Genomic DNA, 13,876 nt, shown 5'->3' with positions numbered 1-13,876 from the left:
ATTGGAAGTTCAGTCGGCGACGGTGCAGTTCGGTCGCCTCACGCCTTCTGCGCTCGCGTCAGCAGGATTGCGGTCCGAACTGCTCCGCGCTTCAGCGTCGGGCTGCTCTCTGAGTTGGCGACGACCGAACTCGCCCAGCCGTGCTCGGCGACGGCCGCAGCGAGGTCGAGACTGTAGACGTCGGCGATCGAGCAGGGGCGCTGGGATCCGAGAGGTACACCTTGACGGCCGCGTTAACCTGCTCGTCGCTGACGGCTTTGGCCTTGAAGAGTTCGCCGACGGTGAAGTTGGGGTCCACCATCTGAAGCCTGCGATTTTACGCTGGTGGGGTAGGAGATCCAGAGCGCCGACTTCGTCAACGAAAACAAGGCGCCGTGGCGAACACCATAGATCGTCCGAATTGTCGATCTATCCCATTGCAATTGCTTGCGTTTATTTTCTTGCTTGACTCTTCGCACTTCGATTTAAGGTCATAATTTGGCTCTTATCTGAGCATAAAGTGCTCGCCTTTGACGTCGGCGCTTGGGGCCATCGCAAAGAAAAAGCCCCGGCTAACGCCGGGGCTTTGATTTTCATATTTGATCGAGATCCTAAAGGAGCCGGTCCCTAAAGTAGAACGTTGCGCCTACTTGATCCCTTCGTATCGCGGGCTCTACGCCACGGCGGTCAAGATCTGTCTTAAGCTTAGACGCGTTCATTTCCCACCGACCGGCGAGTTCACTCAGGGAAACGTAGGTTCGCTCGAAAGCATCGATCGTCTCCGGCAGCACGATCCAGTCTCGATGTCGGTTGACGGGATTGGGACGCATCACCTGAGGGAGATAATCGCCAGTGATGAGCGCCTCGACTACGCGCTGGCCGACCTTCATGCGAACCCGCAGTTTCTGCATGGTGTAGCCGTCATGCTCCGGTCCGCGAACCCGTTTGAGGATCTCATCGGCGTCGACCAAGATCGCATGGAAGCCGGCCCTGTCCGGATCCACACCGACCCAACGGAGCTGCCTATCTAGGATCATCCTGATGATACCCGGCGTCGGGCAGTAGGTGCGCTTGGCCGCGCGAGGAATGTCCATGAGCGGCCGTTCCGGCCGTGGATGGATGACTGTCCCCTCGACGAGCCTCTCCACGAACGCGTCGACATCGGCCTTCGCATACCGGGCCCGGATGACCTTCTCCCCGACCATGTCGCTCTGGAAGGGCTCGATGAAGCCGTTTGTCGCCAGCATTTTTGCGTAGGAGTAGGTCGTCTGGAGATGCTTCGCTATCGCATGGAGATTGAGGAGGTTGGTCGCGCGGCGCAGGATCGGCGCGGCGATGGCGGCATTGAAGATCACATCCCCATTCAGGCTAGCATCAGGGGGAATGATCCCCTCGGCGATCAGAATCTTGCGGAGGCGATTGGGATGCTGCCCCGCCTCCACGGCAGCTGTCGTCAGTGAGTGCGTACGACGGCGGACCACCGGGAGCCCGACGACGACATCTCCAGGGCCGAAGGGCGCGGCGTCGAGTGCATGCCGAAACACGATATCCCGCAGCGGCGCGTAGCCTGGATCGACGCCGGGGCGCGTCAGGAGGTGGTTGAGAATACCGTACATGGCCCCAGGCCCGTCGTTCGACCCATTGCGGGTGTAATGCTTGCCTAGAAGGTCATCGAGGAAGCGCGACACGGCCGGCTCGCCCCCGTGGGCGATTTCGAAGCCGACATCAGTTACCTCCCTCTTTTCACTCAGTGCCAAGTTGCCGAGCTTGACAGTAGGCCCGAACAACGCCGCGGCTCCCACCGCTTCGCACGCCCGTGCGGCTGCGTACCACGGCATCTGGTCGAGCAACGGCGAGGCCTCCCGCTGCTCCTCAAACCGAAACAAGAGATAAGCTTCCGCGGCCGACGGCATCACCTCGGCCGCCGCGTCAGCGTATTCTCTCATCCGGCTCAGATGCGGCCGGATCGCCCGCGAGAAGTCGTACGCCTCACTCGCGTGAACGGGAACGCCGATCTCGCGGAGGAGCACGTGGTGACGAGGGCAGGCACGGATCGGCGTCAGTTGCCAGATTGTACGGCCGTAGCTCGTCTCGATCGGGATCCGGCGCGCATGCTCACCATCTTCTGTCAGGCATCGTGGGCAAACGAACGTGCGCGTGCCGCGAGACATCGTCGTCGGGAGAAGCTCCCCGCGATGCGTGATGTGGCCTTCAGCACGAACCAGACTGCTACGTGCGATCTCGGCCGGCGGAATGCCCGTCAAATCGGCGAGATCGTCGAGCGCCGCCGCTTGCCCGAACACGATCGGCGTGAACCGCCGGCCGAGATAGCGAAGGAACGTCCGGACCGAGGTCGTTTTGTGGATCGCCGCCAGCCGAGAACAGAAGCCGGTCACGGCCTCGTCGGGCAAGAGCGGCACGAAGGGATAGAGTCGGGCCATGGCTCATCCCCCCTTCTTTGTCGAACGCGAAGAGGGGCGATCACCCTTGTCATCGGTCCGTTGCGGTCCGTTCAGGACGCGGAACGGGTCAGTCGCCTCCCAGTCATGCGCGAGAAACGGATTGTCCTGCGCCTCCACGCCTGTTTTCCGGGCATAGGCCGTGGCGAAATCGTCCAAGATCAACGGGTCAGGCGAAGGCGTAGCCGTCGAGAGGCGAGGCAGATTGCGCTTGAGCCGGACCCGGATCGCCTCGTGGATTCGCTCGATCGCGCATCCCAGCTGATATCCGCCCGCGTGAATGATGCGCGGTGCAAGGACATCGGCTTGGACCGCCGAGAATCCGAGCTTCGCGAGACCGGCCAGTTGCTGGGCGATCTTCCCGACCTTGCGCGCATCCGACGCGAAGGTCAGCCCCGCCAGCGGCACGAAGGCAAGCCGACGAGCGACCTGCCGCTCCCCTTCCAGAACTTGCCTCAGTTCCGGGATCCCCGACAGAATTAATCCAATCGGCCACTCATCATCGATCATCAAACACTTGAACGTGTTGAGGATCTTCTTGATTTGAATGGAGTTGGCCGGCTGCGTGATGTGATGAGCCTCGTCGATATGGAGGACTTTCGCCCCCATCAGACGCAGCTGATCCCGTACCATGTGCGCCATGCGCTGCTCCTGACGCGGAACGTCCTGCACCGGCATTCCCAACTTGCGCAGCGTGTCGATCGCGAATCGATCGAGCGTGCAGGCCCCCTCCGGCTTGACCGTCACGATGGGGCAGCGAGATCCAATGACGCCGTAATGCGGGAAGGCTGGGTGCTCGAGGAAAATTCGACGCAGCATTGTACTCTTGCCAGCACCGGATGCGCCGATGATGGCGATCCCCGAAGCTTCCTCGCTGCCGCACTGCACCCGTGAGTCGGTGTGCTCCAAGAGATGCTCAATGAGCTCGTCAACATGCTCGGCGACCTCGTCGTGCTTCGGATGACGGAAGTACGCCCCGCGCACCCGCTGCATGACCTCGATCCGCTGGCGCTGCTCTCTGGCCGCTACGCTCCGGAAGTGGTCGAGAGGATTGGCGATGTCGTCACGCATCGGGCGTCTCCATCGTCCAGTCACTGTCATCCTCGTCACGGTCATCTCTATCTGCGGGTGACGCAGTGGGAGGCGACCCGGATTCAGGATGCTGCCGGCGCGGTGATGCCGAGGGCTGGACCTGCTGGATCGTCGGCCCGGTGACCGGAATACCCTGCGCTAGCGGATCGCCGCCCGGTGGGGCGTTCTTCCGTACCCGTTCCTCGGGGACGTCGAACCCCCTCAGCATCTCGGCCTCCGCCCGGGAGATTGCCTCGGCGTCGTAGGTGTGGGGCGTGATGCTGAAGCGGCGCTCAGCGTTCGCGGCGATAGCCCGGATCTGTCGAAGGGCATCGGTGACGATCGGTCGGCTCGCTGCGGCCGCGATGTCGTACCGCCGGCGCTGATCCTCGACCACGCCCAACCACGCCTGGATCGAGGCTCCCTCGAAACCGGAGGTGGCACAGGGGACCGTCTTCCACACGCGCCCGATCTGGACCGAGATCCAGCCGAGGTTGTCCGGATCGAGCCGAACCGGGAGATCGATCTCGCCCCGATCCTTCAACAAGCCAGCCAGATCGACGGACTGGTAGTGAAGGCCGAGGACCCGGACGCCCCTCTTGCCGAGCTTGCGGCTGAGGTGGACACCGAAAATCGCCCGCTGCTGATGAGCCCCTGGGGTGATACGAGAGCATCCGCTCTCAATCATCAGGCGCTGCCAGCAGGCCCGAGGAGTCTCGCCATACAAGCCCTCGTGAGGCGTGTTGTGGTAGATGTCGACGTCATACAGCACGAGAGCGCGAGCTAGTTCGTCCACAAAGAGGCTGGCGCTCTTGCCCGGGTCATAATCTCCCTTGTCGCTGACGTTCGCGAACGTCTGCCCGCTGAAGTGCTGCAGGAACTGCGTCCGGGTCGTGCCGAATGAGCGCTCCACGGTGGCGCGTTTATTCGGTTGACCGACCTCGGGGGCGACGAAGACGATGCCGAGATCGGCGAGCATCTGGCGGAATCGGTCGGACCGGAACGCAGCTCCTCCGTCGGTCGCGATCGAGTGCGGGACGCAGGCGTAGTTCCAAGGCGTCTTGGCTCCCATCGCCGCGGCGAGGGGAGTCTTGTCGCTGATCATCATCCGCAGGAGGATGGCGGCGGCCTTGGTCGTCTCGGTCGGGGTGATGACCTCCGCTAGGATGCATTTCGAGGCGACGTCGATTGCTCGAAGCAGGATCCAGCGCTCCTTCGGCACCTTGTGCTTCTGCTCGGCCGTCATCTTAGCCCAGATGCCGCTCTCGACAGCCATGTGGATCAACGACACCTTGCAGCCATCGATCTCGACGCGTTCGCCGATGCGGGTGACGTCAAATTTTCGCCGGACGCCCCCATTCTTGCGAATGGCGTACTCGATGCCGTGCCGCGCGGCGTCCCGATGGAAGCGAGAGACGCGCCCTCACCCTGGCGCGGTACGTCGAGGCACCGATCCTTCGCAGCGGCGGCTGCCCGTTCTCCGCGCGCTTGTCATTCTCCGCAGTGAGGTTGTCTCCGTAATCCTTGTAGCACTGCTCTAATGTCGGACGCTTCCGATCGAGGTAGGCGTAGACCGCCTCCATCATCATCGCGTACTCGTCCGCAGCAAACCGGGGTTTGACGTTGCCGCTGTTGAAGTGACACTGGCGCAAGCCCCAGGCCTCACAGCCGGCCTCCTCATAGGCCAGGGTCCAGCGCTGCAGCGTCTTCGCGCCAGGTAGTGAGCGGAGGACCACGGTGCGGCCCGCTCGAATTTTCCGACGCATGCCGGACTTGGCCAAGCTCGGACGCGACTGCGCCGCCTTCTTGGCCGCGGCCTTCTTAGCGTAATCGAGTTGCATCAGTTGCGGACTGGCGCGCCGCATCGCCTCCTCGAAGCCGGCCTTGGTCCGGTTGGCCCTCTGCTGATCCTGCGGCGGAGGATTGCGACGATCCTTGGCCTCCTCATCGTGGAAGGCAAGCACACAGGCTTCCCGCCAGCGCACGTCCGGAAGTTCCTCAGCAGGGATGTCGTCGTTGCTCTCAATGAGCGTGCGCGCGCGCGCGCGGGAGCGAGGCTCGGAGTAGTACAGGGGCGTATGACGGAAATCCGGGTGCTGGCGGGCCTCCTCGAAAGCTTCGAAGCTGACATGGTCGGTCAGGTCCATGCCGAACGGCTGCAGCAGGTAGCCAGTCTTCGTCAGGCCCTTGCACGTCAGAGTCTGGCCGCCGCCGAGGATCAGACGGTCGGCTTCGTTGATCTGATAGCGGGGTGTCATCGTGCGTCCTCCTGGTTGGCCAAACGGACGAGGGTCTGACCGCCGATCCGCGCAGTGCCTTTCATGACGATCTCCCCGGAGCCGATCAGACGGATGATCGCCCGGTAGGCATCACCGCCAAGGCCGGTGGCGTCGCGCAGGTCGGCGATGCTGACGTGGCCGACGAACTCGGCCAGCGACGCGAGCACAGCCTCATCGTTGTCATCCGGCGGATCGCGCTGGCAGTCGTGAATGAGGATCGCGTTCTGAACGGTCGCGCGGGGGAGATCGAACTCGGTCAGGGGGACGATCTCGTCGGCGATCTCCGGGGAGATCCGTTCGGCCAGGTCGGTCAGGAAGTTGATGAATCCGACCGTCTCGGCTCGGTCGCGCGGCTTATAGGCGAGCGCCCGGCGGGTGCCGTCGTCGAAGGTGACAACGAAGTCGAAGAAGTGTCGGCGGACGACTCCCTCCGCGTCGCGATAGAGCGCCTCCTGCTGCTCGCGCACCTCGACGATGTCGCGCCGGGCGAGCACACTGGTGAGCGTGCCGAATTCACCGAGACTGTCCCAGAAGATCTGGCGCGGCCGCGGATCCGTGGTGACGAGCACGCCCTGCGTGGACGCTTTCGAGCGGAACTTGGTGGGGAACCGGTCGGCCAGGCTTTCGGCCGGCGACTCCCAGTCGTCGGGGGATCGTTCGATCATATGGGGCATCGCATCCTCGTGCGTCTTTTGGCGCTTGTGGTACGCCGGAATGGACGGAGGCAGCCGGGGGCGTTCGCCCTAGCGGGGGCGTCGTTTCTCCGACAGCCATTGGCTGAGGAAGCTGAGACCGGGTGGAGACTTGCAGGCGGACTCCGCCTATGGCACCCTCCACGCTTGAAATCTTCGCGCGCCGGCGCTCGCGCCGTGTCACAGGATTTTAGACTGATCATCCCGTTTTCTTGCAAGGATGGGGGGATGATCTCTCAGCTTCGAAGGCGTTTAGGCGAAAGCTTAAGCGTCTTCGTCGTGTCTGAACTTGGCGTTGCTTGCTGTCGTGGTTAGCCTCCTGTTGGGCGACGGTCAGTTCGGAAGATGCGCGGTCACTGGAAGCGGCCGCGCATGTTTTTTTCGAGCTACATCACTAGCTTCATTTTAAGCTCTCCGACGCAGTTTGCATTGAGGCTGCAAACCTAAAGCTCCGGAGTTCGATTCTATTCAAATCGATCGGTAAGCTTTATGCGTATCGTCGGATTGGTATCGGCGGCGCTATCTGTCTGCATGCTTTCTTGACCTCCAAAAAAACCACAGCACGTAGGCGAGGTGCTGCTTTCATGCGGGCCTTCAAGTATGCGCATCGCGTGCGCCAAAAGTCGGCGCTGAAATGCTTGGAGATTGGGATGCTGTAGGCGCATGCTGCTTGCCTCCCCTGGGTATCAGGCAGCACGCATGGCTCAGCATAATCCGCTTGCGGCTGAAGCCGGGCGTAGGCATTATGCCGCCGTGATTGCTGCGCGATTCCTCTGGAATCGTCAGTGTCGCTGATAGGCCGTCCGGTTAGCTGGCTGGCATGGCGGACGGCTTAGTGATTGGGCGCTCAGGACCTCCTGAGCGCCTTTCTCATTTGTACCATAGCTGCATTGTCCGTCCTCTGGTTCGCTTTTGCTCGAGTGCTGCTGAACGCTCGTCAAAGGCGGCGAGCTTGTATCGGCACTCCAGCGATTCGCTCATGCATTGCAGGAAGGAACGGCGAACGCAAGCCTCCCCTCAAGCAACAGATGCGATCTTCAGCCACCTCGTTAAGCAGAACTGTCAGTACGCAGCACCACCCCAAGCAGTGGCGCTAAGATTGGCTGAATACCGGTACGAATCAGAAACGACGGTACCAGGTTTATGCTGGTGAATACATATCGATCAAATCTAGTCAAGTTTTAAATCTGCAAAAATGCGCAGAATTTTCATCGAAGGAATCGGTTCTGCTCGTAGATGCGCATTTATGTACAATCAAAGGAACGGGGCTCCCCTTTTCGCCTATTCATTCCTTCGTCGCAGGAACATCGGGACTCATTTAGGAAGGCATACCATTCCTTCGAAGTTCAGAAATATTTGGATAGCGCGTCGTAAATTTGCAACGTAATCGCGCTTCTGGGTGAGGGTCTCGAACAGAGGCTATTGTAGTTAGTAGTCTTGGGTCGCTATGCGGTGAGTAGCCCTCGACCTGCTCTTTTCGAGAATCAAAGGGCACACACTTTTCGTGACAGCTCAGTGAGACAGCGCGCCGATCACGTCTGCACTTCGATCGCCAGCGCACTGGCTAGGCGATCCCGCTGTCGAGTCGATTCGCCGAAACGACGTCGTACAATGGTCTCCGGCGATAGCGCTTCCCCAGGCTCTAGGTCGGCCTGACCGGCGCAGACAAGTGCAAGGACTACTGCCGCCGGCTCGAAATCTGAGCTCCGCACGCAGTTAGCGAGTTCGCCGAGCGTCAACCCCGCTTCGGCCTCAGTCAGACGCTCCAAAATTCTGAGCCGGTCTCCGACGGGAATCACGAGCTTGCGAGCTGCCCAAACTGCCCGAGCGGTGGAGCACCGCGGTTCGGACAAAACGTAGGATCTGGTGATTAAAACGTGGTCAGGAAAGGTTCTTCTTGAGGACTTCTCAGGGCGACTGGGGGTGGCCATGATCAATCGCCGTTGGACTCCAGCAAATACAAAAAAACTGAAAATGCGCTCGTTACGGTACAGCGGATCGCCTGGTTCTATTGCTGAAATTGAACTTTCAAGAGTCGCTTGAATAAGAATGTCTCGGTGCCATCGCCGAGGATAATCAATCGGCACTGCTGTTTTAAACGATCGAAAGCCAGGTCTCACTCTCTGCCCAGGATCTTCGCTGGTCGAGGTAAACCTCATCGAATGCTGATCGGACATGGAGCCGCCACGGCCTTCGAATGTAGTGGGTGCAGCAGACCCGGAAGGCGGCGTTTCTGCTGATTACGGTCGATAGCTGTTTTCCAGCATTTTAGCCTTTGTGCGCTAAGGTCGTATTCGTGGACCTTAATAGAAAATTGGCCTCGATAGCCCGCACTTCATTGCACGAAAGCATGGGGGCAATTATTGCCTTCTGCAAGTCCAAAATGTCTTTCTGGGATTGCGGGGATATTGTTGATGGGCGAGCCAATGGGGCGGCCTATTTTGCTGAATTGTAAGATTTTTGGTGATCCGCCTGCGGCCACGGAGACTGACCCTTAACGTCCCCCCATCGCTTTGGTCCGGCGTGAGTGCGAGTTTTCCGGTTGTGTGAGCCCCTTATGGGAGGAGCGGAGCCGAGAAGAGCAGGTTCACTGAGGAGCAGATCGCCTTCGCGCTGAAGCGGGCCGAGACGGGGACACCGGTCGCGGAGGTGCTGCGCCGGATGGGTATCTCCGAACAGACGTTCTACCGCTGGAAGAAGCTCTACGGCGGCTTGGGCACAGGCGAGCTGCGGCGGCTGAAGCAGCTTGAGGACGAGAACCGCAAGCTTAAGCAGCTCGTTGCCGATCTGAGCCTCGACAAGCACATCTTGCAGGACGTGCTCGCAAAAAAGCTGTGACGCCTGCTCGGCGACGCGAGCTCGTGCACCAGGTGTCTCCTTCACGGAGACATCGAGGCCGACGTGGTGCTGCTGGTCCATGGCGGAGCTCCGAGGTTGGATCGAAGCGCCATCATGCCGCCACTTCCACCGCGCCGGGCACCCCGAATACCCCATCTAGCCCCCGAGCGACGCCGGCAGGCGGTGGACGCGATCCGGGAGAAGTACGGCCTCTCGGAACGTCACGCCTGCCGGATCGTCGGTCAGCATCGGGGCACGCAGCGCTACGTGCCCATCGTGCCAGCCGACGAGGATGCGCTGACCCGGGCCATCGTTGCCCTGGCGTCCGAGTACGGGCGCTATGGCTACCGCCGCGTCACCGCGCTGCTGCAGGCAGACGGCTGGCAGGTGGGCAAGGATCGGGTTCAGCGCATCTGGCGTCGCGAGGGGCTGAAGGTTCCTCACCCAGGGGGGCTGGAGCGTGCTGACGTTGTCGGGGCGGTCTGGTCGGACGACAGGCAGACGCCAGTGGTCCGGGTCATCCGTGGCCGGGACATAGACGGCCCCGGCCTCAGCCGGACCAACCATTCCATCCTAACGGCAGCTGTAGGGCTCCAAGCGGCCATTCCAGTGTCTTCGTTCGAAGGTCCGCTAATGGCGCACAGCCGCACGAGAGGAGCGCGAACTCCTGCCCCCAAGCGGACATTCGACATGTGCCAGCCGAAGGTCCGGATGGGGTGGGAAGCGGACGTGTTTGGCAGTGTCACGGGAGCGCCTGGTCAGGTCGATTGGAACCGTCCCGGACGCATCGGATCCACGCCATTCCCATGACGAAACTGCAGGCCAGTATGAAGAGCGAGCTGCCGGCAAAGATCCAAGGCCATTTCTCGGACGTCCAGATCACAGGGCGAGTGCACGAGCCAGGGCGGATGCTGACGGTGATCTGCTTCCCATCGGACAACCACGAAGGTCGATAACCCATCGACACATACTGCGAGCAGTTGGGTGGGGCGGGTCGTGCTGCGCCGACGCATGCGGCGCGAGGGGGTGATCGCCTTCGGCGCGAAGCTGCCGGGGTGTGTCGTTGCGATGGAGGCCTGCTGCGGCGCCCATCACATGGGCCGCGCCCTGGCCGAGCAAGGCCACACCGTCCGGCTGATGTCGCCGGAGTACGTGCGCCCCTACGTCAAGGCGCAGAAGAACGACGACCGCGACGCCGAGGCCATCGCCGAGGCGGCCACACGCCCGACGATGCGCTTCGTGGCACTCAAGTCCGAGGCGCAGCTCGACGTGCAGACCCTGCACCGGGTCCGCGACCAGCTCGTGGGCGAGCGCACGGCGCTGACCAACCAGATCCGTTCCGTCCTGCTGGAGCGTGGCCACGTCGTGGCGCAGGGGCGCGCCAAGCTCACCGCTTGCCTGGCCGCGTTGCTGGACACAGACGCGGGCGCGTCGCTCACACCGCGCATGCGCACCCTCATGGCCGAGGTGCGCGAACGCTGGCAGGAGCTCGACCAGCGCATCGCCGCGCTCGACGCCGAGTTCGCTGAGCAGGCCCGCATCAACGAGGACGCTCGTCGGCTGACCACGATCCCGGGCATCGGCGCACTTAACGCGACCGCGCTGGTGGCGGCCATCGGCGACGTGGCCAGCTTCGCCCGCGGGCGCGATCTAGCGGCTTGGCTTGGTCTCGTACCGCGGCAGGTGACGACCGGCGGGAAGCCTCGGCTCGTCGGCATCACCAAGCGCGGCAGCAAGTACCTGCGCAAGACGCTGGTCCAGGGTGCCCGCGCCGCGCTGCCCTCGCTGCGCCAGAGCGACACCCATCTCGGGCAGTGGCTGCGCGGGCTGCTGGCGCGGTCGCACGTCAACACGGCGGTGGTCGCCCTGGCGGCCAAGATGGCGCGCATCGTCTGGGCGCTGCTGCGCCACGGGCGGGTCTACGAGCCGGCGGCCGTGGCCGCCTGATCCGAGTTCGGCCGGCGCGGACGCGCCGGCCTTTCGATGTCTGCGGGCGGTGAGAGGAAGATGGCCTGACAGTCGACCGGTGTTTTGGAAGCCTCTCCGCAAAAATGGCGCTCGACGCCGACCCCTTTATGAGGCCCAGGACGCGCGGATCTCCATCTTGGCCAACGGCGCTGCCGGAAGGCCGGATACGTTTATGCAGACTGCACAGACCAGCGGATCCGAGCCACTTGCGGACGGGGCGGGCCATACGTTTTGCGGGTGATGCCGTGGCGAGCGAAGAAGCGTGACAGCCCGCTCGTGCTGGTCTGCACGCCCTGCTCGGCCAGGGCGTCGCGCAATGCGCGCAGGAAGAGTTCGGGCTGCGCCTCATCGAGGGAGAGGATCAGATCCGCATGCGCCTCGATCGCCGGCAGGCTGTCGTCGGCGTGAGTCGGTTTGGGCGCGACGTGACCCTGCTGCGCAAACCGCTGCGACCAGCGGCTGGCGCTCGACACGCTCACCCCGAACCGCGCCGCCGCCCAATGGAAGGAAGCGCCCCCGGCCACGGCCGCTACGACGCGTTCGCGCAGATCGACAGACAACGGTGAAGGCATCGCTGGCTCCTTCACCGGTCAACGCACCAACCACCGTCCCGTCGCAACACCGCCGGGAACAGCTCTAAGAGCACACGGCATCCCACCCATTGGTTGGCTGCAGAGGTCATTGGGCCCTTGTCCCAGCAAGCTCAGTGAGTGGCAGGTCAATGGAGCAACGCAGCTCATTCTCGCCAAGTTCATAGTCTGTGTGTGCCTTTAGCGTGTAGGGTAGCGCCTTCTCGATCAGCTCGCGCCCATAGCCCCGCCGGATCGGGTTGCTCTGTTGCGAACGGCAGATTCCCTCCTCCAGCCATGTCAGGGTGAGGCGCTGCTCTCCGGCTTCGGCGGTGTAGGTGTCCCAGCTGACCCAGAGTTCGGCCTGCTCACGGGACAAGGCACCGTACTTGCGCGCATTGGTGGCAAGTTCGTGCAGAGCCAGAGCCAACGTCTGCACACTGCCCTTGCGCAGCACCACCCGAGGTCCCTCTACCACGATGCGCTCGCGCATGTCTGTCGCTCCGAGCGCATCAAGCTCCATCTTGACAAGGGCCCGAATGGTAATTGGCTCTTGGTCAGAGCGGGAGAGCAGGCCCTGCACGCGAGAGAGTGCTGCAAGGCGGTCGTTGAAGTGCTCGCGGAACAACTCAGTCGGGCCGGTCTGAGCCATCGTTTGCTGCGCGATGGCGCGTACCACAGTGAGCAGGTTGCGGGTGCGGTGCTGCAGTTCATCCACCATGACGGCTTGTCGCTGCTGCAGTTCGTGCAGCTCGTGGATGTCCATGGCCGCGCCGAACCACTCCGTTACCTGCCTCTCTCCGCCAAAGATTGGCACCTGCCGTGCGAGGAACCACCGATATTGTCCATCGCGGCTACGCAGTCGAAACTGCGCGTCGATTGGCTGCTTGGTCTCGATTCCATGCACAAATGCCTCCTGCACGCCCTTACGGTCATGTGGATGCATTGGGGCGAGCCAGCCGAAGTCCTGCACCTCGTCTGCCGTTTGGCCGGTGTAATCGAGGAAGGATTGGTTCTCTGAGAAGGTAAGCCCGCTCGCGTCCGAGCGCCATAGAATGACCGGCACAAGGTTCGCTAACGCCCGGAACCGCTCCTCGCTCTCGCGCAGGCGCTCCTCGGTGTGACGGCGCTCGCTCAAGTCAGCCGTCACAGCCAACAGCGTACTCGGCTCGCCCTCATGGTGCAGCGGTTGCACACGGCTGTTGGCCCACACGAAGCTGCCGTCTGGGCGCAGGTAGCGCTTGTCCAGCGAGGCGGGATGGTTTGTTCGAAGCGCCTCCGCGACAGCGATCAGGCTGGGGGGGACGTCGTCAGGATACGTCACGTCCATCACGGTGAGACGCAGCACCTCCTCACGGGTGCGCCCCAGGATACGGCAGAGCTCGTCGTTGGCACGTAGGAAGCGGCCATCCTGCGCAAGCTCGGACAGCCCGACTGCGGCGCTGCCGAAGATAGCGGCGAGTTGCTCGTCACTCTGACGTGCGATGGTTTCGGCTCGAGCCCGCCCGCCATTCTCAGTGCAGATCATATGGACGTAAGCGACTCGTCCGTCCTCGTCGCGCACAGGCATGAGGATGGCATCGGACACGTCTGCGTTCGCCTGACCCTCACAGCACATACTGAGTGCTTGGCTGTGGACCTGTATCACCTCACCTGCGAAGGCACGCTGGTAGAACGGCTCGGCCGCCGCCCAGCCAGCCGGGAAGGTATGAGGCAGTGTTTGGCCGAGAGCCGCGGGATGGTGCTCGCCTAGAAAGGTAGCAGCCGCATCGTTGTAGATCAGGAGGCGTTCTGGCCCGCATACGAGGCTGGTAGCAAGAGGGTTGGCCAGCGCCATCTCGACAGCAAGTTTCAGGCGTGGTGACCAGCGCTCGGCTGATCCGAGCGGCGATCCTGACCAGTCATGCGCGCGGATGCGCTCCACCATTTCACTACTGCCAGGCGGCCACTCGAGCGAGGTGCGACTGCCCATGGGGCCTCTCCTACATGCCCTGGCGCAAATCTTACCACGAATCCGAGCG

The 13,876-nt window shown here is 62.5% G+C and carries 7 protein-coding genes and 4 pseudogenes; 3 read left to right on the top strand and 8 right to left on the bottom strand.

What is annotated here, in order from left to right; genetic code table 11:
* Nucleotides 1-38: 38 nt before the first annotated feature.
* The 6 genes and pseudogenes from M2437_RS06760 to M2437_RS06735 form a co-directional block, all read right to left on the bottom strand.
* A pseudogene (locus M2437_RS06760) lies at nt 39-301 on the bottom strand (hypothetical protein).
* A 289-nt stretch (nt 302-590) separates the two neighbouring features.
* Nucleotides 591-2,420 carry a TniQ family protein gene (locus M2437_RS06755; protein ID WP_253386896.1) on the bottom strand — a complete coding sequence of 610 codons (1,830 nt, stop codon included), beginning with the start codon at nt 2,418-2,420 and terminating at the stop codon, nt 591-593.
* 3 nt (nt 2,421-2,423) lie between these two features.
* A complete protein-coding gene (locus M2437_RS06750; RefSeq protein WP_253386895.1) occupies nt 2,424-3,509 on the bottom strand; it encodes an ATP-binding protein in 1,086 nt (361 codons plus the stop codon).
* Nucleotides 3,502-4,785, bottom strand: coding sequence for a TnsB C-terminal domain-containing protein (locus tag M2437_RS06745; RefSeq protein ID WP_499006554.1), 1,284 nt, complete (start codon nt 4,783-4,785; stop codon nt 3,502-3,504). Before M2437_RS06745 ends, M2437_RS06750 begins: the two co-directional genes overlap by 8 nt.
* 58 nt (nt 4,786-4,843) lie before the next feature.
* Complete coding sequence (locus tag M2437_RS06740; protein ID WP_499006553.1) at nt 4,844-5,767, bottom strand: hypothetical protein; 924 nt, start codon at nt 5,765-5,767, stop codon at nt 4,844-4,846.
* Nucleotides 5,764-6,453, bottom strand: a complete 690-nt coding sequence (locus M2437_RS06735) for a Tn7 transposase TnsA N-terminal domain-containing protein (RefSeq protein WP_253386893.1) — start codon at nt 6,451-6,453, stop codon at nt 5,764-5,766. The genes M2437_RS06740 and M2437_RS06735 overlap by 4 nt, the downstream gene beginning before the upstream one ends.
* A gap of 2,628 nt (nt 6,454-9,081) precedes the next feature.
* Between M2437_RS06735 and M2437_RS06730 the strand changes: the two are divergent.
* The 3 genes and pseudogenes from M2437_RS06730 to M2437_RS06720 all read left to right on the top strand — a co-directional run.
* Nucleotides 9,082-9,315 (top strand): annotated as a pseudogene (locus M2437_RS06730) (transposase); the annotation flags it as partial.
* 159 nt (nt 9,316-9,474) lie between these two features.
* Nucleotides 9,475-9,759, top strand: a pseudogene (locus M2437_RS06725) (IS3 family transposase); the annotation flags it as partial.
* Between the two features lie 543 nt (nt 9,760-10,302).
* Complete coding sequence (locus M2437_RS06720; RefSeq protein WP_253386892.1) at nt 10,303-11,265, top strand: IS110 family RNA-guided transposase; 963 nt, start codon at nt 10,303-10,305, stop codon at nt 11,263-11,265.
* A gap of 251 nt (nt 11,266-11,516) precedes the next feature.
* Here the strand turns inward: M2437_RS06720 and M2437_RS06715 are convergent.
* Both M2437_RS06715 and M2437_RS06710 read right to left on the bottom strand, forming a co-directional pair.
* Nucleotides 11,517-11,858, bottom strand: a pseudogene (locus M2437_RS06715) (helix-turn-helix domain-containing protein); the annotation flags it as partial.
* 106 nt (nt 11,859-11,964) lie between these two features.
* Nucleotides 11,965-13,827 (bottom strand): sensor histidine kinase, encoded by a 1,863-nt coding sequence (locus M2437_RS06710; protein ID WP_253386891.1) that lies wholly within the window; start codon nt 13,825-13,827, stop codon nt 11,965-11,967.
* Nucleotides 13,828-13,876 lie beyond the last annotated feature (49 nt).

Source organism: Methylorubrum pseudosasae (genome assembly GCF_029504475.1).
In the GTDB taxonomy this organism is placed as follows: Bacteria; Pseudomonadota; Alphaproteobacteria; order Rhizobiales; family Beijerinckiaceae; genus Methylobacterium; species Methylobacterium extorquens.
This window is presented reverse-complemented; position numbering and strand designations above follow the sequence as displayed.

What these genes read in the sequence shown, in the direction of transcription:
- M2437_RS06755 (WP_253386896.1), bottom strand. Translation starts at nt 2,420, where the DNA reads ATGGCCCGACTCTATCCCTTCGTGCCGCTCTTGCCCGACGAGGCCGTG.
- M2437_RS06740 (WP_499006553.1), bottom strand. Translation starts at nt 5,767, where the DNA reads ATGACACCCCGCTATCAGATCAACGAAGCCGACCGTCTGATCCTCGGC.
- M2437_RS06735 (WP_253386893.1), bottom strand. Translation starts at nt 6,453, where the DNA reads ATGATCGAACGATCCCCCGACGACTGGGAGTCGCCGGCCGAAAGCCTG.
- M2437_RS06745 (WP_499006554.1), bottom strand. Translation starts at nt 4,785, where the DNA reads ATGGCTGTCGAGAGCGGCATCTGGGCTAAGATGACGGCCGAGCAGAAG.
- M2437_RS06710 (WP_253386891.1), bottom strand. Translation starts at nt 13,827, where the DNA reads ATGGGCAGTCGCACCTCGCTCGAGTGGCCGCCTGGCAGTAGTGAAATG.
- M2437_RS06750 (WP_253386895.1), bottom strand. Translation starts at nt 3,509, where the DNA reads ATGCGTGACGACATCGCCAATCCTCTCGACCACTTCCGGAGCGTAGCG.